The 17,865-nt window shown below is 44.8% G+C and carries 19 protein-coding genes and 1 pseudogene; 3 read left to right on the top strand and 17 right to left on the bottom strand.

The window, feature by feature from the left end; translation table 11 throughout:
- Positions 1 to 282: 282 nt before the first annotated feature.
- Both MiSe_RS12765 and MiSe_RS12760 read left to right on the top strand, forming a co-directional pair.
- Complete coding sequence (locus MiSe_RS12765; RefSeq protein WP_226579687.1) at positions 283 to 1,107, top strand: M90 family metallopeptidase; 825 nt, start codon at positions 283 to 285, stop codon at positions 1,105 to 1,107.
- A gap of 245 nt (positions 1,108 to 1,352) precedes the next feature.
- On the top strand, positions 1,353 to 2,708 hold the full coding sequence (locus MiSe_RS12760) for a TrpB-like pyridoxal phosphate-dependent enzyme (RefSeq protein ID WP_226579684.1): 1,356 nt from the start codon (positions 1,353 to 1,355) through the stop codon (positions 2,706 to 2,708).
- On the opposite strand, the gene MiSe_RS12755 is transcribed toward MiSe_RS12760, so the two are convergent.
- The 16 genes and pseudogenes from MiSe_RS12755 to MiSe_RS12680 form a co-directional block, all read right to left on the bottom strand.
- Positions 2,705 to 4,906, bottom strand: a complete 2,202-nt coding sequence (locus MiSe_RS12755) for a DNA methyltransferase (protein WP_226579681.1) — start codon at positions 4,904 to 4,906, stop codon at positions 2,705 to 2,707. The genes MiSe_RS12760 and MiSe_RS12755 overlap by 4 nt on opposite strands.
- 16 nt (positions 4,907 to 4,922) lie before the next feature.
- Positions 4,923 to 5,741, bottom strand: a complete 819-nt coding sequence (locus MiSe_RS12750) for a hypothetical protein (RefSeq protein ID WP_226579678.1) — start codon at positions 5,739 to 5,741, stop codon at positions 4,923 to 4,925.
- 281 nt (positions 5,742 to 6,022) lie between these two features.
- Complete coding sequence (locus tag MiSe_RS12745) at positions 6,023 to 6,439, bottom strand: hypothetical protein (RefSeq protein ID WP_226579675.1); 417 nt, start codon at positions 6,437 to 6,439, stop codon at positions 6,023 to 6,025.
- A 6-nt stretch (positions 6,440 to 6,445) separates the two neighbouring features.
- Positions 6,446 to 6,661, bottom strand: coding sequence for a hypothetical protein (locus MiSe_RS12740; protein ID WP_226579672.1), 216 nt, complete (start codon positions 6,659 to 6,661; stop codon positions 6,446 to 6,448).
- A 94-nt stretch (positions 6,662 to 6,755) separates the two neighbouring features.
- Complete coding sequence (locus tag MiSe_RS12735; RefSeq protein WP_226579669.1) at positions 6,756 to 7,085, bottom strand: helix-turn-helix domain-containing protein; 330 nt, start codon at positions 7,083 to 7,085, stop codon at positions 6,756 to 6,758.
- A gap of 331 nt (positions 7,086 to 7,416) precedes the next feature.
- Positions 7,417 to 9,372: a DNA polymerase gene (locus tag MiSe_RS12730; RefSeq protein ID WP_226579667.1), complete on the bottom strand. Its 1,956-nt coding sequence runs from the start codon at positions 9,370 to 9,372 to the stop codon at positions 7,417 to 7,419.
- Complete coding sequence (locus MiSe_RS12725) at positions 9,345 to 9,512, bottom strand: hypothetical protein (RefSeq protein WP_226579665.1); 168 nt, start codon at positions 9,510 to 9,512, stop codon at positions 9,345 to 9,347. The genes MiSe_RS12730 and MiSe_RS12725 overlap by 28 nt, the downstream gene beginning before the upstream one ends.
- 92 nt (positions 9,513 to 9,604) lie before the next feature.
- Complete coding sequence (locus MiSe_RS12720; protein ID WP_226579663.1) at positions 9,605 to 9,802, bottom strand: DUF2997 domain-containing protein; 198 nt, start codon at positions 9,800 to 9,802, stop codon at positions 9,605 to 9,607.
- Between the two features lie 3 nt (positions 9,803 to 9,805).
- On the bottom strand, positions 9,806 to 10,288 hold the full coding sequence (locus MiSe_RS12715; RefSeq protein ID WP_226579661.1) for a DUF1257 domain-containing protein: 483 nt from the start codon (positions 10,286 to 10,288) through the stop codon (positions 9,806 to 9,808).
- A 61-nt stretch (positions 10,289 to 10,349) separates the two neighbouring features.
- Positions 10,350 to 11,219 carry a ThiF family adenylyltransferase gene (locus MiSe_RS12710; RefSeq protein ID WP_226579660.1) on the bottom strand — a complete coding sequence of 290 codons (870 nt, stop codon included), beginning with the start codon at positions 11,217 to 11,219 and terminating at the stop codon, positions 10,350 to 10,352.
- Positions 11,197 to 11,427 (bottom strand): hypothetical protein, encoded by a 231-nt coding sequence (locus MiSe_RS12705; protein WP_226579657.1) that lies wholly within the window; start codon positions 11,425 to 11,427, stop codon positions 11,197 to 11,199. Before MiSe_RS12705 ends, MiSe_RS12710 begins: the two co-directional genes overlap by 23 nt.
- 123 nt (positions 11,428 to 11,550) lie before the next feature.
- On the bottom strand, positions 11,551 to 12,168 hold the full coding sequence (locus tag MiSe_RS12700; RefSeq protein WP_226579654.1) for a GIY-YIG nuclease family protein: 618 nt from the start codon (positions 12,166 to 12,168) through the stop codon (positions 11,551 to 11,553).
- A 45-nt stretch (positions 12,169 to 12,213) separates the two neighbouring features.
- Positions 12,214 to 12,909, bottom strand: coding sequence for a hypothetical protein (locus tag MiSe_RS12695; protein WP_226579652.1), 696 nt, complete (start codon positions 12,907 to 12,909; stop codon positions 12,214 to 12,216).
- 114 nt (positions 12,910 to 13,023) lie between these two features.
- A complete protein-coding gene (locus MiSe_RS12690; RefSeq protein ID WP_226579649.1) occupies positions 13,024 to 13,479 on the bottom strand; it encodes a hypothetical protein in 456 nt (151 codons plus the stop codon).
- A 3-nt stretch (positions 13,480 to 13,482) separates the two neighbouring features.
- On the bottom strand, positions 13,483 to 14,391 hold the full coding sequence (locus MiSe_RS12685) for a bifunctional DNA primase/polymerase (RefSeq protein WP_226579646.1): 909 nt from the start codon (positions 14,389 to 14,391) through the stop codon (positions 13,483 to 13,485).
- A 120-nt stretch (positions 14,392 to 14,511) separates the two neighbouring features.
- Positions 14,512 to 15,805: pseudogene (locus MiSe_RS12680) on the bottom strand (RNA-guided endonuclease InsQ/TnpB family protein).
- 25 nt (positions 15,806 to 15,830) lie between these two features.
- Between MiSe_RS12680 and tnpA the strand changes: the two are divergent.
- Positions 15,831 to 16,238, top strand: a complete 408-nt coding sequence (gene tnpA, locus MiSe_RS12675; protein WP_373872785.1) for an IS200/IS605 family transposase — start codon at positions 15,831 to 15,833, stop codon at positions 16,236 to 16,238.
- A gap of 115 nt (positions 16,239 to 16,353) precedes the next feature.
- Here the strand turns inward: tnpA and MiSe_RS12670 are convergent, their stop codons facing one another.
- Positions 16,354 to 17,706 (bottom strand): molybdopterin dinucleotide binding domain-containing protein, encoded by a 1,353-nt coding sequence (locus MiSe_RS12670; protein ID WP_226579643.1) that lies wholly within the window; start codon positions 17,704 to 17,706, stop codon positions 16,354 to 16,356.
- Positions 17,707 to 17,865 lie beyond the last annotated feature (159 nt).

Here is a 17,865-nt window from a genome sequence, read left to right as displayed (position 1 = left end):
TATCATGTCCGGTCGATTACCCGTAATCAAAAGCCAGGACACGGCACGATCAAAGTTATCTGTTTGTCCGAGATATCTTTGATGCCGTGTCCCTACGCAACGAAGGGGTGAGGTTTTTTTATTATAGGCAATTCAACGGACATTATATGACGCTAGAAGTCTCATGGCTACCTTGAAATATTCTCGCAGCGTCACGCACCCTACAGAAAAAATATGCCTGTTGCGTAAGTCCTAATTATAACATAGTTGGTGTACTTGAAAAACTTTTTGGTTTAAAAATCAATGATTGCCGCAATTATTGTCTGCCTGATTATTGGATTAATTATTACGGGTATTTTCGTCATTCCTATCCTAGTACAACGGCGAAGAAACCGATTGAAAGCTCGTCCTTTCCCACCTCTATGGAACGCCATCATTGAGATTAATCTGCCGATTTACACCCGTCTTTCTCCCAAAGAACGGAAACGACTTCAGGGAGCGATTCAAGTATTTTTAGCAGAAAAACAATTTATTGGCTGTAGAGGATTGCAGGTGACGGAGGAAATGAAAGTTACCATTGCTGCTGTTGCTTGTCTGCTCCTGCTTAACGAGCGAGCAAGCTACTTTCAGAAACTTCGTTCGATTTTGGTTTATCCTAGTGCTTATTTAGTTCATGAAACAACTTATACTCAAGATCGTGTAATTGAAGAAAGATTGGTGGCAAGACTGGGGGAATCCTGGATGAATGACCAGGTGATACTTGCTTGGGAACAGGTTAAACAGGACACTTTTAACTGGAGAGATGGACATAATGTGGTGCTGCATGAATTTTCTCATCAATTGGATCAAGAAGATGGGAAGGCGGACGGAGTTCCCGTTTTGCAGCAAAATTCAGACTATGGGATCTGGGCTGATGTAATGACCCAAGAATATCTCCGCCTTGGTCACGATGTTCAACAAGGAAAAAAGACTGTAATCGATAGTTATGGAGCGACGAATCCAGCAGAATTTTTTGCGGTTGTAACTGAAACTTTCTTTGAAAAACCGCAGCAATTGCTCAGACGGCATCCAGAACTTTATAGGTTACTTCAACATTACTATCAAATTTCTCCGGTGCTATGGGTTTGAATCAATACTCCAGACAGAATTAATCGGCAATTGCCACAGATGGAAACATGAATAGATGAGGCTTTGTGTGATAATTTTCTAGTTAACATACAGGTACTTTTTGGCATAGCAATGGAGAGGTTTTACCCTGGTAGGGATTGGGTAACACTCACAGCAATGCTGCACTCAATTCTATCTACAAGAGCAGCGATCGGCGACAATAGAATCCTCAACCCAAACTGCCGCTACTTTCTCTAGAAACTGGAATGGACATCAAGTACCTGCTGTCAGAAGACAAAATGCCCACTGCCTGGTATAATATTCAGGCAGATTTGTCCGCGCCTCTACCTCCCGTTCTCCATCCGGGTACCGGGCAACCGATTACTCCCGATGATTTGGCTCCCCTTTTTCCCACGAGCCTAATTGAACAGGAAGTGAGCCAAGAGCGTTGGATTGAGATTCCCGATGAGGTGCAGTCCATCTACCGTCAATGGCGACCGACACCGCTTTATCGCGCACGCCGACTGGAGAAAGCCCTCGATACCCCTGCCAAGATTTACTATAAATACGAAGGCGTCAGCCCTGCCGGAAGCCACAAACCGAATACAGCCGTTGCCCAGGCGTACTATAACAAACAAGCAGGTGTAAAGCGACTGACCACGGAAACTGGAGCCGGACAGTGGGGTTCCTCACTTGCGTTTGCCGGGGCGCTGTTTGGGCTGGAAGTGCTGGTGTATATGGTAAAGGTCAGCTATAACCAAAAGCCTTACCGTCGAGCTTTGATGGAAGCTTATGGCGCTAGAGTCGTTGCCAGTCCCAGCGAAGAAACCCAAGCGGGACGCTCAATTCTAGCCGCAAATCCCCACAGTACAGGAAGCCTGGGCATTGCTATCAGTGAAGCGGTAGAAGTTGCCGCCTCTGATGAGGGGAGCAAGTATGCTTTGGGCAGCGTTCTCAACCACGTTTTGCTGCACCAGACGGTAATTGGACAGGAAGCCTTAGCACAGATGGAAATGGCAGGAGATTATCCAGATATTGTCGTTGGCTGTACGGGTGGGGGTAGCAACTTTGCCGGAATTGCCTTTCCGTTTCTGGGTGCAAAGCTACGGGGTGAGCGAGATGTTGAGATTATTGCCGTGGAACCCGCTGCCTGTCCTTCCCTGACTCGTGGTAAGTATGCCTATGATTTCGGCGATACGGCTCACCTGACGCCGCTGGTAAAGATGCACACCTTGGGCAGTACGTTTGTACCGGAAGGCATTCATGCAGGTGGCTTGCGATATCACGGGATGGCTCCCCTCGTTAGTCATGTGGTTAACTTGGGACTGGCACAACCTCGTTCGGAATATCAGTTGGGTTGTTTCGCTGCCGGATTGACTTTTGCTCGCGTCGAAGGGATTATTCCCGCTCCAGAAGCCAACCATGCGGTTAAGGCTGCGATTGATGAGGCATTAAAATGCAAAGAGTCTGGAGAGAGCAAGGTAATTTTGTTTAATCTTTGCGGTCATGGACACTTTGATATGCAGGCGTACATAGACTATCAGGCAGGAAAACTGGTAGATACTGAGTACAGTGCAGAGGAAGTGGCGATGGCTTTGGCAGGGTTACCCGTCGTCGGTTAGAGCGAATGAGTAAAACTTTGTTGATTATATATATCCTCAACATACTGCTCAATTTCGCTGCGTCTCGCCTCAAGCCAGTCTATAGCTATTTCCATCTGCGGATGTACTGACAGCGGTTTTAGAAGTTGTGCCATATAAACAACCAGCACATCATTCCTACTTAAACGTCTCTGATAAAGATTAAACCGTTGAACTTGATTAACGGTATTCCTTCCAGCTGACGACAAAGCAGTTGTAAGATGGTCTTTTAGCTCGACTTTCTCTCTTTTCCGGCAAACAGCGATCGCATCAATATCAATTGGTTCTTTAGCTTGGCTTTTTGGAGTCGCCACAGACATTTCCGACTTAATAGGATGAGTGGCAACAATTGCAAAACCCGCCTGGACTAAAGCAGTTAAAATCGCCTGCCATCCATCTGCTTTTGAATGGTGATATGTAAACACCATCAACCCCTCCGACTTTAAAACCCGGTGACACTCAGAAAACACCCGTTGCAAACGTTCAGTAAAAATTGAGACTTCCTCCGATTGAACTTCGTTAGGATGGCGCGTAGTTTCATTACAGGCAACCTTATCTGAAGCTAGATAACGCTGCCAAACGTAAAAGAAATCTGCTAGTTCCGAATAGCGAACGTTATCGAAAAACGGTGGGTCAGTTATAACCGCATCAATACTTTCTGTCGCTATATCTGTTACCGCTGAATCTCCACAATCAAGATAAATTGGTTTCAATTCACTTAGTGAATCATAACGCTCTGCTATTTGGCAACTAATAGCAGGCGATAAACCATAAACTTTTTGGGTTTCAACTTTTCCTTTTTTCTGGACTGGCTTAATTTCAAACGGTTGAGAGCAGTAATCTATCGCCTTCAAAATTCGGCTTTCAAACAGCGTTGAAAACGAACCAGAACTTTTAGGGGTTCCCCAGAGATTCGCCTCTAATGGCGTGCGTTCTGGTTTTAGAATATGATGAGAAAACATATGACGCACGGCTCCTGTCCCCTCGCCTTTAAACGAAGCGAACGTATTATTAAATTCGAGAGTTCCAGAAAAAAGGCAGATAAATAAGTCTCGAATGATTTCGTCATCAATTTTATTGATTTCTTCTGCTAATATACTCAAACACAATAACTGGCGTGAGTTAAACATTTCATGCCAATAGCGATAACAATAATTCAGTACCTGGTCGGTATTGTAACCCGGTTCTATCGCAACAACTGGGTAAGCATTTGAGCGGAGACTTAATTCCCTTAAAGCCTTTTCATACAAGTTTTGGTCATACTGGTTAATCGGTAAATACTGCTTTGAACCATCTAGATGCAGCACTAACTTAGCGTACATTCGGTGCGCTGGTGGCTTGCCAACCTTCTGTACTGCCTTAACAATTGAAAAGGTATGGTTGCAATGATTACAAGTTGCTTTCTGACCTTTAACAGCAGCCACTTGTGGGTTAAAAACGAACTGACAGCTAGTACAAGTGACGCTACGAGAAGCATAATGAACTGCGTTGATATTTCCGCATTCTGGACAGACAACTTGAGCTTGGGGGAATTTATTGGGGTAGGCGTGCTTTGAGAAGATATACGATGAAAATAAATCAACCTCACGGTTGCACGCAGGACAAGGCAAGTATTTCACCCAGAAATAGTAAAGAACCGTAGCAGGTTCTCCATTGTCTAAAATGGTTGTGTAATAGGATTGAATACGAGTAGATACAGCTTTTTTGATGTTTTCAAAGGTTTCTACAATCTGCTGCCTGTCTTTTTTAATTAAGGCATTTTTTACCAGGAAATAGGCTACAGGGTTAATATCGCGCCCAATTGCTGTTGCGCCAAGTTTGCTCGCTTCCCCAATAGTCGTGCCACTTCCCATAAATGGGTCAAAAACTTTGGCTCCCTTTAAGTTACAGGGTTGATAAAATAAACTGAGGATATCGGCACCTTGAGGAGCAAAAGTAGAAAGGATAATAGCGCGAAATACCGAACCAAGTCGTCTAGCCCACCATTTATGGATATAATAGATGGGTCGGTTGATTTCCTTGCGCCAGCTTTCTAATTCGGCGATTACGCTCAGTTGTTCAAAGGGAAAGCTATCATCTTCTATAGCTTTTCTTTCATCTGATTTATTTCCGGTTATGGAGAGAGCGGAATCGGAAACAATATCAGTTAGAGTTGTTAATTTATTCTGTAAAGATTTCATTGATTTTTTCAGCTACTTATTCCTGTGAATCGTCTTCTTCAGCTTGTTGCATTACTTGTTCTTGCTCAAGATTAGATTTGAGATTAACGGTTGGGCCTAAAGCATTGATACTCTGTAGAATTGCAGGGCGGTAAGCGATGAAATTATGCACGGTATTAGCTGAAGGATTTGTCACAAATTGAGGCACGATGGTGTTGGTTTGCATATCAAAGGAATAACCAACTACCGCTTGCTCAACTTCAATTCTGCTAAATTGACCAACAGGAACTAACCGATTATCCAGTTGATAATCGGCTGGCAGTATCAGCGTTACCTGGGCTTCCACGCCATTCAATAAGCCAAATGGCGTCGGTGCAACATACATTTTCCTGTCTCTAATTAAAATGTCGCCGTAACTGCCAAACCCTCTAAAACTTTTGTTTTTATGAATATAACTGCGGTCGGCATTTAGAAAATCACCGTGGCAGATTACTAAATCGTGTATTGGATACTGGGAATCGGCATTCTTTGGATATCTTCCAAAGACGTAAAATACTGTGATGCCATTGTGAAAGCCTCTGGGAACTTGGCTGTTGCTGTCGTAATCTTTATATCGACCTGGATATTCCAAGCCTTTAATTTCATAACCTTCAGGATTTTGGATAATTCTGAAGTCAGGATAGGTGTTTCTGCCTGGTTGCTCGAAGTTAAAGGAAATGGTGGCTTGCAAGCTGGCGAGTCTGGCACTAAACCAGTCTTGAAAGTGGTATTCTTTGTCTCTTCTACTCTGACGAGTTATTAAGATGCCGTTGAGAATGGCATTGTGGCAGGTTAAGAAGATATCAATGTAAAGCATTGGGCATGTCCTGCATCGCGAAAATTGGCTTAGCCATAATTTTGAGATTTCAATAGTTGATAGTTATTTTACTATTTCAGTCTAAACGAACCTGACTAAATAGTCAAAAAATATTTGGTTATCAATTGTTCAATAGGATGCGAGTAGTTAGGTCGTAAGAGATGCTTCTACCAAGCTTTAAAGGAGTAAATAGTCGATAGTCAATATTAGATCGACTCTCGACTATTTTATTACCAGACTGTATGAACTGGTTCTCAGCTCAATAGTAGATAAATGGTTGACTATTGAGTTCCCAGTTGCAGGTCGGATGGATTGCTAAAGCGTTGTGTTTGTAATAAATTGACAGCAGCCGGATAGTGGCTGGGAGGAGAAGCCATTGTCACTGGCAGTGCCAAGATCGTGATAAAATACCGACTAAAGTTCAGCGCCTGGTCAAGTGCAGGGGCGATCCAGGTAACGTACAGTTTGCGGTGAATCCCGATGATTAAACCTGCTTCAGTTGTGACGGCGGCAACTCCTTCTATGTAGTCACCATTCGCAAGGCTAGTGCCGAATTTTTGGAAGCGAGTAAGAGTTGGGAGTTGCTCACCATCGGTAACAGTTCCTGACAGTTCAGGTTCGATAGCAATTCTAATTCTCAGTCCTTCGTCTGGGCAGGTAACCCAAATAGGTGGTACAAACCAATCAGATAATCTCATTTTTTTTTATGGTTGAGAGGTTTCAAAAGCGGGAGCATCGAAAACAACTTCAAACTTGGCCTCTGGCACGGAACGACGCAAAAATCTGGCAGAATCCTCAGCATCTTGTCGATTACGAAATCGAGCAATAATGCGGTTTTGAGCATTAGGTAAAGCCAGTACAATAGTCCAATTGCGACAATTGAGATGGCTAACAGGTGAATAGGTACTCTGGGAATTCATAAGGAAACAGGTGATTGATTATTTCGTAACTTGACACCCTACTGAACAACAGCTTCTAAAAGACAGAGACGTTGACCCTTGACGCAAATAGGGGTTATATGGTTTGATTTTCTAGATCGCTGTTCTCTCGGCTTGCAGGACAAAGTAAGTCGAGAAGGAAAGTTGGAATTTCCTCGTAGCGATCTAACAGGAAGTCCATTAAAGCTAAATGATGCAAGTCGCAGGTATTAGGAGCGCGATAGCTGCGACCTTTAGCAAACCAACGTCGGACAGTTGTAGGGTCGCGCCAACAGATGTAGCCAATTTGTTCGTAACTGACAGCCCATTTGGCATAAAAATCTTGGGGAGAAAGTTCGGGAAAGCAATTGACATAAAGGTCAATTAAGGCGAGTTCTCGTTCGCCAAGAGGACGAGGATTGGTCATAATTAGATTAAATGCGCGTGTGGTGAGTTGAAATGTTTGTGCGATGTGCAAGCAATAAAAAACCGCCGGGTGCGGGTTAGCATAAAGCTTGAATTTTGGCGGGTTTCTTTGATTAGAAAACTGTCAAATTACTCAGATCGATAACCAGAATTTATCTGCGCCAAATAATAACGTGCAATTGATTTCCGTTGCAACTTCTGACCTTGACGCTACCTGTAGACTGAAACGAACGTATTAACTCATCTTTGTTGAATGGATTTTTCTGTCATTGATAATACTCATCTGCTATTTTTGGGAAAAAATACCTGACGAATGCCAGGTATTTTTTTCCTTACTTCTCTGCCCAAGAGTGACAAATTAAACTTAATTTTGACTCACCCTCATCCACAGGAATACTGCGGATGAATTGCCTCATTGCAATTTGCATCGAACTTTGGATCGCAGCAGCCACATCTAGGGCACGATCGGAATTAGCGATCGCATCCACTTCATCATGCGCCATATTCCCAATGTGCGCTTGCCAACCAGGGTGTTGGTCAAAGACGGAGATAATATTGCCCAAAGCCATCTTAATAATGTCAGCTTCCGCCATTGTCCAGAAAGCCGCCGTCGCGTCTGGACCTTTTACCCCAAGTAACTTACGCTCTCCAACGAGTTGAGGATACTTAGGAAGAAACACACCACGCCCTGTGAGACTACGCACATAGCCTAGTCCAAACTTTGTCCGTTGGGAAATTTCTGATATCCCCAAAACAGGAGGAAGGGTATCGTTAGCCTCTTTAATAATTTGGCGTTGAAATTTGGCTACACCCTTGTAGGTTTGCTTCCATCCTTCTTGGCTAGTTTTGGCTTCTCGATCTGTTAGGTTAATATTGCTCCCAGTTCTAATTGTCTTTTGAAGTGTTTTGAAACCCTGAAGATTTAGACAGCCATAATGGACATTCTTACTAACAGATCGTAGCAAAGCAGCAGTCTTGTGGTTAGGATGAGATTTGTCTAGTATCCAGATGCGGATATTATCTTCAGTCCAGTTTGATCCAAGTTGTTGGATTTGTGCTATAGCGGTTGCAATAGTACAGAATATTTCTTGGCTTTCTGAGTTTAATCGCTTGATTAACTCTGCATCGCCAGATGCTTCACAGGCTATCCTGGTATGAGCTTTGGAGAGGTCAGAAACAATCAACTTAGTACCAGAATGTGCCACAAACACCGTCCTGATAGGTGGCAAATTATAAGCTTCTAGTTCGGGAGGAAAATTGCTCGGATTCGGTGGATTCTGAAGATTTGGATTTTGGCAACTACTCCGTCCAAAAGCGGCGCGATTGATTTGATTATAACTCCCTCGCACATATCCATCTCTCAACGCTTCTAGTAGATTATGCAAGTAATCCAGATAGGTTTTAGTCGTCTTAATCACCGAAATTAACCTGAGTTCTGGCACCTCCCAATACTTACTTAAAGTTTCAGCATTAACTTGTTTGAGTTTTAGCTTGAATTTGGCATTAATTAGCTTTGGCAGTTCCTTGGTTGAATAGAGATAGGAAACTGCAAGCGGAAACGTTGCTCCCAATTTGTTCACCAAATCCTGATGAGCTGCTTCATACTGCTGGATTACATTAATTAACACCATTTCATTCACAGGCATTCCATAATGAGCCATTTGTGCAAAAGCAGGACTGGCGGCACATTCTGCCATGTAGGTGTCCCAAACTTTAATCTCTTTAAGTAAGTATTCAAGGCGTTGGTGTACGGTCAAGACAACTTCAGAGTCATAAGCTGCATAATTAAGCTGATTGTTACTCAATTGTCCAGAACCCAAGTCTCCCCAACCCCAGTCTGATTTTTGTTCGGTTTTGTCTATTTCAATGCCAAGAAGCAAACAAACAGAAGCTAAAGAATGCGGTTTATTGTTGACTTTATCCAGCCAAGGATCTAAACCTGCCCAATATACCTGACTCATCAACTTAGTATCGCGAATACATCGCATTTTGTAGCCATATTTTGCCAGCATCCATTGTTGCTCAAACTCCAAGGAATGTCCAACTATTTCCACAGTGTGATTGGCTAATCTTTCGCTCAAAAGTTCCCAAAAACCCAGGTAAATAAGCTGTTGGTAAATGCGTTCTCGCTCTGGTGGCAAAAATCCTAAATCAATCAGCAGCACCTTAACGCCGCACTTAATTGGAATTGCTATAGAAAGCAATCGAATTTCACCAAATTGCGGGTTGAGAGCGCCTTCTTCTATGTTGGAAAATGTTTCTATAGAAATTGATTGCCACAATCCCATTGGAGTATCGTTCTGTAGCGTTCTTGTAAATCGATGACAATTTTCTCGACTAGCGCGGGTTCGGAAGCCGCTGGGGTGTCGATAGTAATCGTAGCAATTCCGGCTTTGAACAGCAGAGTAAGTTGTGAGGTGTTAAACATTGTTATTTACAAAAATGGCAAAGGGAGTGGTCTGTTTTCAGACCACTCCAAGTAGAGTTTTTGGGTTGATTCTCCTCTACATACAAGGCAAGCTAGAGGTTGATATCAGTTGTCGGTTTAACTGGAATAGGTTCCTCAAAATATTCATCCTTCAACTGAGTTTGCGTTACACCTAGTTGGTGGAGAGGTGCAGTGAGTTCGGTGCAGCTTTCACCGATCATATTGAAGACTTCAACCTTTAGAGGTTGTCCTTTGCTTTGAGTAATTTTGATTTGGATTGGTTGAGACATGATTTAAGCGTAAACGTCAGTTTTTTGGGTCAGCGTAGTGGTAATAGTTCCGTCCTCTGCGGTGACGGTTTCCCGTGACCAAAGATCTTCAGGATACAGGATGTTGATAAAAGCCGTGTTATGTGCAATTTGTAATTCTTCCAGGAAATTTTCGACTGTTTCAAAATGCTTTCCTAGAAGATTTCTGGAGAAATCCCAAGCATCAATGACGGCTGAGTAACAGTTTTGTTCGGCGTTCCAGCGAAAGCCAAGGTCTAATAAGCCCTGTAGATGCTGACGACGGATAATAATTTCGGCTTGTTGTTGATTATTTCGGTCATAAGCGTTGATCAGATCTACAGGGGAATCGTGGCTCTCAATCGAGGGAGTAATCCCTATTGTTTCCAAAATTGTTTGGAGTCCAGCTAGCAGGGATTCTCGATGTGAAAGCGTGGTTTTGACTGAGGAAAAGTGGCTCATTTCTAGTGGCAATAAAATCCGAAACATTACTACAAAGATGGGCGCGTCAGCGCTCTTAATTTTGAATTGTCAGAAAAAAAACCTCAAATCACGAGCGAGCGATACCTGACTGATTTGGTGAAAAAGACAAAAGAGTTTCTTTTGAACAATAGCGAGAGCGAGTACTCCCACTGCCGCAATGAAAATATGTAGCGAAGCGCCGCAAGGTTTTGGTTAATACTAGCTGAGACAGCATCTCAATAGCTTCAGCCGCGACTCGTTGATTAATGAAGAGACTTTGTGCATTTCTTTTTGCTATTTCTGCACAACAAATGTGAGGCGTGGATAATTCTTCTGGTTGCGAAACAAGCAGTTCTGGATGTTGGAGAATAGGGGAAGGAAGATTGATACAGAAGTTGGGATTTGTGGGGTTATTAAAGGCTTTTTGGGGGTCAAACTGGTTGGTGCTGCCAAGTAAGACTTGTCCGGCTGGAATTCCTTCGCCAAAATTGCCACAATCGAGCCACCAAACTTGGGGAAGTTGCGAGGAGTCATAATAGAAGTCAGGCTCCAAAGATTTGGCGAGTTCGCTCCTTGCAGTGGCGTTGTCAACGCACCCAATTACAATGATGAGTTTGGAGTATTGCCGTTTGACTATTGTGGCATTAAAAGGGGACGCGATAGCACCTAGTTTGATTCCGTAAGCTAGATTGTACCGCGTTGCCAAAACATCAGCTTTATTGAAGCTAATATCAGCTTCGCAGAAGTTCTGTCGGGGAACGTTAACTGTTTCCACATTATCAAAATCTACCAAAATCCCAGAAGCATTAATTCCAACTTTTTCTAAGGCAAAAATCAACCGAGCCAGCATAGGTGCTAAAAATCCTCCAGTCCCCCCACACCCAACTTGAATAAATTGGATTTGTTTGTGAGGAGCTAGGAGGATAGGAATAGCGTTATGGTAAGAAGAGTCCATCATCTGATGAAAGTGCATCGAAAATTTGAGGTGGCATCTCAAAAACCCAATCAGCGGGAATTTCCCAAAATAAACGATGGTAAATTCCCACTCTCAATCGCAAAGCTGGTTTGGTAAAAATTCTGCCGATAACTCCATATATTTTGAAGCCAGATTCTTCCAAATTGTCTTGAGAAGAAAAGCGAGCTTCCATAATGTGGCGGCTGGTCATTTTCAGTTTTAGGCAAAATTTGAATATGGATGACGAGAGTATTTCGCTCAAAACTGTATTGGTTTTCTAGGTCAATATCTGGAGATTTCATTAATTTTTGATTTGACTAATTACAGGGAGCTATTAATGGCGACACACCTCTAGCCAATTTAAGATCCGGTTGAGTTGTTTAAAATCGAGACTAAACCATTCACCTTTTGTTCTGAAGTGAGCAAATTTAGCATGAGTGGCTTTTTCGATAGCCACAACGTCATGACAAAAGAAAGTTTTAACAACTTCTAAAGGCAACGCACAGGCGGTCTGTAAAGTAGAGATTCGTTTTTTGAGGTTATTCGTGCGTCCAATTTTGTAGAAATTGCTTTGACCAAAACCTATTACATAAATGTATCCGCTTCGGTCAATTGTTGGAGTTTTATCTGACAGATATGAAATTTCCCTTTCGCTCAGATAAATGTAAATCGCTCCAGCCAGAAGCAGTTCTGGCTCGTGTGGATAGGAAATCGAAATTAAACCCAACTCATGTAAGAGTTCTAACGAATGCTTAATTTCATAGGCAGGAGCTTTGAGAGCAAGAGCTAGCTCGTCAAAGCTGGTTAAGATAGGGGAGCCATTATTTTCTATTTGAGCAGCACAAATTTCGAGAAGAAGACAGACAGCTAGATGGTCGCAATAGAAGCCGTCTGTGTCAGATCTAACGACACTGGAATACCAGGAGCGTAGGCGGTTGGCAGTTAAATTCATAGAGCGCTTCTTGCAATTCACGCATCTGTTAAACGAGCAAAATGCTCAAATTTTGTTCTGTTTGTCTTTCACTTTTGTTAAGTCCCAACTGGCGACAATTTGAAGATGCCGCAACCTGGCTTTCAGGGTTTTCTGTTGCCAATCGGTAGCAATATAGTTGTATTTGCACCCGGTTGGATTCTCGGCTGGTGGTAATTCAACTAATTGGCTGAGGTATCCTAGTTCTCGTTTAATGTGTCGCCACCAAGAACGAGCAACTTTTTTACTGGAGAAACCTACGAAAGCGCGGTAAAATTTTTCATCCGTACTGATTTGGTAGCAAACCTGATTTGAGATTTTGACTTGCTCAATAGGGCAGATGGAAAACAAGTTGATCTCTTCTTGATTAGAGAATGTGGGAGAGTCAACATTATCCCAGTGAACAAGCGCAGGTTTTTCAGCTTTTGGTTCAAGGTCAACGACGAAGCAAAATAAATAATCGTAAGGATATTTTTTTGGTTTGACGTATTGCTTGGGAATTGATTGCACCACCCGCGTGTTTACCTTGAAACCGTATAGTCCTTCAGAGCGTTTTTTCTCTTCAATATGCTGGAAATAAGCTTGCTCCCAGGCAGTTTTCAAGTCAGCTATTAAATAGTCTTCGCCCTCCAGATACTTGCTCTGCTTAAAACCTTCTATCAGATGAGTTTCAGTTGTGGAGAACGTGATGACCTTCATCAAAAGTTCGGGTTGACTATTCAATGCTAACCATAAGTCGGCACGAATTTTGATGTCAGTTGGTGTCAGTCTAACCGACGAGAAGGGTTATTGCACATTGGCAGCGCGTCAGCGCCAATCTTTTCCCAAGTTTTAAAGTCAACGGTCGGCTATTAGTTGGAATTCGGCAAGGCGAGGCAGAAGTCTCTGGTAGCACAGCGGTGGTGGCAGTTGAGGGACAGAAACACCCTGGATCAGAAAATCGCCTTTTTCTCCTGCGAACCAAACAAATACCAGCACTTTGCATTCGGGATCGTATTCTGCTACGCGGCGGCTGGTTTCGGCATCAGGCCATTTTCCGTGCATTAAGGCTTGAAAGTTAGTACTTTTTTCTCCCAGGTAAAAACCTGGAACGGTATCTAAAAGCCTGTAGAACTTTAGATTAAGATTTTCCCGCGTTTCCTGGTTGGAACTGTTGTCGATGACGACGCAACCTCTGCCCTCTTCTAGATAGCCTTTCCAAGCAATAGCAGCAATTAGCTCGTAGTTCAGAATGAGAAATTCGTAGCGAACTTGGTCATCATTTAGATTGTAAGAATTGCGGTCTGTTTCCATGATTTAAGAGTGGTGTGCAAAGTGGTAAAGAGTACGGTCGGTGATACCAAACCCCCGAAAACTTGCCCATTTATACTCGCATTCACCGGGGCAATATTTACTGCTTAGTTGGCTCCAGGTATCCCAGTCAGGCAGCAGAGAATCGCTGATGTATTTGAGCGCCATGCCGATAAAAATCCACGATTCGTAGTTGTCTGCGTAGCGGGGGTGAATGACTTCTAGTAGAAGTCTTGCTTTTTCGATAGTTGTTGCACAAGTTGAAGCTGGTGAGGTACGAGGTAATGGGCGTGGGGTAGGAATACGCTTTGATTTTTGAGGTGGTGAAAGGGGGTGTTCAAGTAAGTTAATTACCCAATTGGGTGCGCGAGCAACATCTGTTTCATCCGGTCTGTTGAGCCAGCGGTAGAACCCGGTGATAGGATGAGGTGAGGGTGGCAGAACGGATTGATGTCCTTCTCCACGAAGTTCGAGAGCTTCACCTGGAGCAGTCACAATTTTGCGGGACTTAAATTGTCTGTTTGGTAGGGAGAATATATACTGCGCTCTGCCCGATCTGCCGGAGGTGAAGGCGACAGTTAGAGGGAGTCCATTGCCGCGAGATAATTCTTCGACAAAAGCCATTGCACTGGTTCCGTCTACATCTATTGCTAGTAAGAATTCTTTCGATGTTTGACCGCACAATAGTCCAATTCCAGTAGGCGTGACATCGTAGGGCGTGTTATCAGCTCCCAATACTGAAACATAATCTCGGTGCGCGAGGCAATCAATCATTTGTTCTGGCGAAAAAGGATGGTTTTGCCAAGAGTATCCCAGTGGTTGTTTGTTGCTATTAACAGGCACAATACGCCAATGTGTGGGGAGGATTTTTAGGGTGTCGATGAGTTGAGCAGGTTCTCGATCGGAGTGGGGCATCCATGTTTTTATTTGCTGTTGGTGAAAAGTTTGTTTGAACTTAGGGAAAACTTGGTAAATAATGGCTGCTCAAGTGGATGGATATGCACTTGCGCGGTTTGCGCGTCAGCGCATCATCTACTAAGGGTGACAACTCCCACCGCTAACCGCTTTGCGCGGTGTAGCGGGGGCTTCCAATCTCGCAATTAGAATTTGCTGCTTCACAGGCTGAGCAACCTCTAAGCCTCCACAGCCAGAGAACGGTAGTCCAACCGTCCTTAATCCTCGACTCAAAATGTTTATCGCCGCATTCCAATCCCGGTCAATTACTAATCCACAGTTCGGACATCTATGAACCCGGTCAGACAGCACTTTTTCAACACGTATCCCACATCCAGAACACTCGATACTGGTTCGCTTGGCATCGACTTCAACGGTTTGCTTGCCGCGTTTGACCGCTACTGCTTGCAGAATGTTGAGGAACGCGCCCCAAGCGACATCCAGAATCGATTTCGCCAGTCGGGTTCTGGCGAGTCCTTTGATGTTCAAGTTTTCAAACGAAATCAGGTCATACGCCGCACAGAGCCAGTGAGCCACTTGGTAATGAAACTCTTGGCGCTGACGAGCAACGTGCAAATGCTGTTTTGCAACTTTATTCGCTTGTTTGGCATAGTTTTTCGAGCCTTTTTGCTGACGGGATAGTTTGCGCTGTTGACGCGCTAATTTTGCTTGTCCATTGCGATAGAACCGAGGAACTGAGATGCACTGTCCATCCGAAGTCGTGAGAAACTTTTCTAGTCCGACATCAATCCCGACCGATGCTTTGATTTCATCGATAGGGATTGGTTCAGGAACCGTTCCATCTTCCAGTGAGAGACTGACATACCAGCCATCTGCCTTATACAGAATCGTGGCTTGTTTGAGCGTGAAACCATCGGGGATTGGGCGATGCAAAATTACCTCAATTTCACCAATCCTGGATAGTTTCAAGCGATTACCAAGTAGATGCGCTCCGGATGAGAGGACAATTCACACGTGGGAAGGTGAATGAGTTCATATCGCCGCGCTTCTTAAATCGGGGTCTACCGCCACGTTTCCCGTTCTTATCAGGCGTTAACCAACGTTTCCAAGCCTTGTCCAGTCGCATCAAATTCTGCTGCTGACAGTCCGCATAAATCTGTTTGTATTCAGGAAACAGTTCTTTTGTTTGACGTAACTCTGATGCTTGCAAGTAGTAATCAACTTTCTCTGGAATCTCCCCGATTGGCTCAGAAACAAGGCTACAACGGTCAATCGGGCATCGAGTTCGGTTCAGCCAATCGAGTCTCTGACCCAGCGCATAGTTCCAATGACGACGCAGCAACTCACCCCAAGTCTCAAGGGTCAAAACCTGGCTGTCGGTCGGGTTGAGTTTGTACTGATAGGTGAGTAGCATAGGGTCTAGTATAGCATTTAGCGCCATGACTCTAAAAAAGGGCTACAGAAACGTTTACGACCTCAATATACACTTAGTGCTTGTGACCAAATATCGTAAAAAGGTCATTGATCGAGCGATGTTAACCCGCCTGCATGAAATCTTTGCTGCAACCTGCCAGAAGTGGCGAAGTACCCTAACCGACTTCAACGGCGAAGACAATCACGTTCATCTGTTGATTAGCTATCCGCCAGATGTCGAAGTGAGCAAGCTGGTGAATAACCTCAAAACGGTTTCAAGTCGATTAATTCGCAAGGAATTTGCTCTGGAAATCAACGCGCTCTACAAAAAGCCTGTGTTCTGGAGTGGAGCTTATTTCGTCGCATCGTGTGGCGGGGTCACGGTTGACCAACTCAAAGCCTACGTGGAGAAGCAAGATTCTCCGGTTGATTGAACGGGCATCGAACCCATTCAATCAACGCTCCTATCCCCCATCACCGCCAAGTACTAACGCACTGTGGCGGGAGTACCCCGGAGGTTGAGATGGCTTGGATTACTGTACCGACCATCTAGGCATTGGAGTGAAAAGGAGCAGGCGTCAAACGCACAGGCACGTACTTATGAAACGGTGTAGCGCTGATCGGATCGCAGTGTTTCGCATCCGTGAGCAGGTTAATTAACGGGCCATAGCTTGTGCTTGAGCCAAATTCATTCGGATAATCAAGACCATAACCATGTGGCAAGCTCACCACACCCGCACGGAGGCTGTCGCAAAACTGAACCCGCACCGTCACGCCACCCCGCGACGAAGAGCAGATGGCGTATTCACCATCATGCAGTCCAAATCGCTGGGCATCAGAGGGGTGAATGTGCAAAGCCCCTTCCGGGTCATCTCTTCTCCAGCGCGGATCGCGATAGATAGTATTGGCATTATAGGCACGCCGTTCCCCAGCTATCAGGATCAGAGGGTAGTCTTTTGAGTCATCGCACAGCTGCTCGCCCAATGCTTGGAGTGCCTCAACCATCTGGGGGACGAACAGATGCACCCGACCATCTTTGTGGCAGATAAACGACCAGGTATCCTCGTAGCGATGAACGCTTAGCAGCGTCCCGCTGGGTTGGTTGATTATCCGCTCAAACAGCACCTCAGCCAGTGCCAATCCGCGTCCCTTCAAGCCCGTGCGCGCTACCGCAGCAGCGTGACGTTTGACGTACAGGTGACTGGCACCCCAGAAGGGTGCAGTGCAAGCAGCCCCATCGGGGAGCGTTTTTCCCAGAGAATCTTGCAAGACAAAGGGTAGTATTAGCTTAAGCTGCGGTTGTAATGCGATCGCCACAAGCAGCGCCCCGTAATAAATCCCCAACCTGGGCCATTTTCGATGCAGGCGGGCAGCTGCTTCCAGCAGGGGAAATCGTTCCGGAATCACCCCCACGGCTAGGGCAAGACGACGATAAATTTCGGGTTCGGGCAACGTGTCCGCAAGGGGAGGTAACAGCGGCGGTCGTAAATGGAAAGCATTCGTGGGAAAGTCCAAGTTGAAGAAACTTGCTTCCCATTTCTCAAACTGGGAGGAAGCTGGAAGCACGTAGTGGGCTGCGCGAGCCGTTTCTGTCATGGCTACGTCGATGACTACCAACAATTCCAGTTTCTCGAACGCTTGGCGATAAGCTTTAGTGTCAGCCGCCGAGACGAGGGGGTTGGCGCTGTCCACAATCAGGGCGCGGATTCTCTTGGGATGGTCGGTGTCAATCTCAGCCGGGAGAACGTTCGGCGGAAACAGTTGGGCAATTTCGGGGAAACCCGTAACGGCAGTTTTGTGCAGCGACCCATCTGGGCCACTAGGCTCGGAGTGACCGACGAACGGTATAAAGAAGCTATGAAAATTGTTGCCCCCTTTCTTGCCAAGATTACCAGTAATCAAGAAGAGTAATTTCTGTGAACTACCCGACGCTCATCGCAAAGCGATAGAGCGCGGGCTTCCCAATTCATCAGCAACAGCCTTGACCGTAGTGGACTTGCGACCATACGGTTTTGGTCTTACATTGCCTCCTTGGGCAGTAGCGCTGGTTCCCAACGCCAA

It is taken from the genome of Microseira wollei NIES-4236, assembly GCF_020521235.1.
Taxonomy (GTDB): Bacteria; Cyanobacteriota; Cyanobacteriia; order Cyanobacteriales; family Aerosakkonemataceae; genus Microseira; species Microseira wollei.
This window is presented reverse-complemented; position numbering and strand designations above follow the sequence as displayed.

Excerpts from the sequence above, each read along its gene's own strand:
- MiSe_RS12765 (WP_226579687.1), top strand. The coding sequence starts at position 283 with ATGATTGCCGCAATTATTGTCTGCCTGATTATTGGATTAATTATTACG.
- MiSe_RS12760 (WP_226579684.1), top strand. The coding sequence starts at position 1,353 with ATGGACATCAAGTACCTGCTGTCAGAAGACAAAATGCCCACTGCCTGG.
- MiSe_RS12755 (WP_226579681.1), bottom strand. The coding sequence starts at position 4,906 with ATGAAATCTTTACAGAATAAATTAACAACTCTAACTGATATTGTTTCC.
- MiSe_RS12750 (WP_226579678.1), bottom strand. The coding sequence starts at position 5,741 with ATGCTTTACATTGATATCTTCTTAACCTGCCACAATGCCATTCTCAAC.
- MiSe_RS12745 (WP_226579675.1), bottom strand. The coding sequence starts at position 6,439 with ATGAGATTATCTGATTGGTTTGTACCACCTATTTGGGTTACCTGCCCA.
- MiSe_RS12740 (WP_226579672.1), bottom strand. The coding sequence starts at position 6,661 with ATGAATTCCCAGAGTACCTATTCACCTGTTAGCCATCTCAATTGTCGC.
- MiSe_RS12735 (WP_226579669.1), bottom strand. The coding sequence starts at position 7,085 with ATGACCAATCCTCGTCCTCTTGGCGAACGAGAACTCGCCTTAATTGAC.
- MiSe_RS12730 (WP_226579667.1), bottom strand. The coding sequence starts at position 9,372 with ATGGGATTGTGGCAATCAATTTCTATAGAAACATTTTCCAACATAGAA.
- MiSe_RS12725 (WP_226579665.1), bottom strand. The coding sequence starts at position 9,512 with ATGTTTAACACCTCACAACTTACTCTGCTGTTCAAAGCCGGAATTGCT.
- MiSe_RS12720 (WP_226579663.1), bottom strand. The coding sequence starts at position 9,802 with ATGTCTCAACCAATCCAAATCAAAATTACTCAAAGCAAAGGACAACCT.
- MiSe_RS12715 (WP_226579661.1), bottom strand. The coding sequence starts at position 10,288 with ATGTTTCGGATTTTATTGCCACTAGAAATGAGCCACTTTTCCTCAGTC.
- MiSe_RS12710 (WP_226579660.1), bottom strand. The coding sequence starts at position 11,219 with ATGATGGACTCTTCTTACCATAACGCTATTCCTATCCTCCTAGCTCCT.
- MiSe_RS12705 (WP_226579657.1), bottom strand. The coding sequence starts at position 11,427 with ATGACCAGCCGCCACATTATGGAAGCTCGCTTTTCTTCTCAAGACAAT.
- MiSe_RS12700 (WP_226579654.1), bottom strand. The coding sequence starts at position 12,168 with ATGAATTTAACTGCCAACCGCCTACGCTCCTGGTATTCCAGTGTCGTT.
- MiSe_RS12690 (WP_226579649.1), bottom strand. The coding sequence starts at position 13,479 with ATGGAAACAGACCGCAATTCTTACAATCTAAATGATGACCAAGTTCGC.
- MiSe_RS12685 (WP_226579646.1), bottom strand. The coding sequence starts at position 14,391 with ATGCCCCACTCCGATCGAGAACCTGCTCAACTCATCGACACCCTAAAA.
- tnpA (WP_373872785.1), top strand. The coding sequence starts at position 15,831 with ATGACTCTAAAAAAGGGCTACAGAAACGTTTACGACCTCAATATACAC.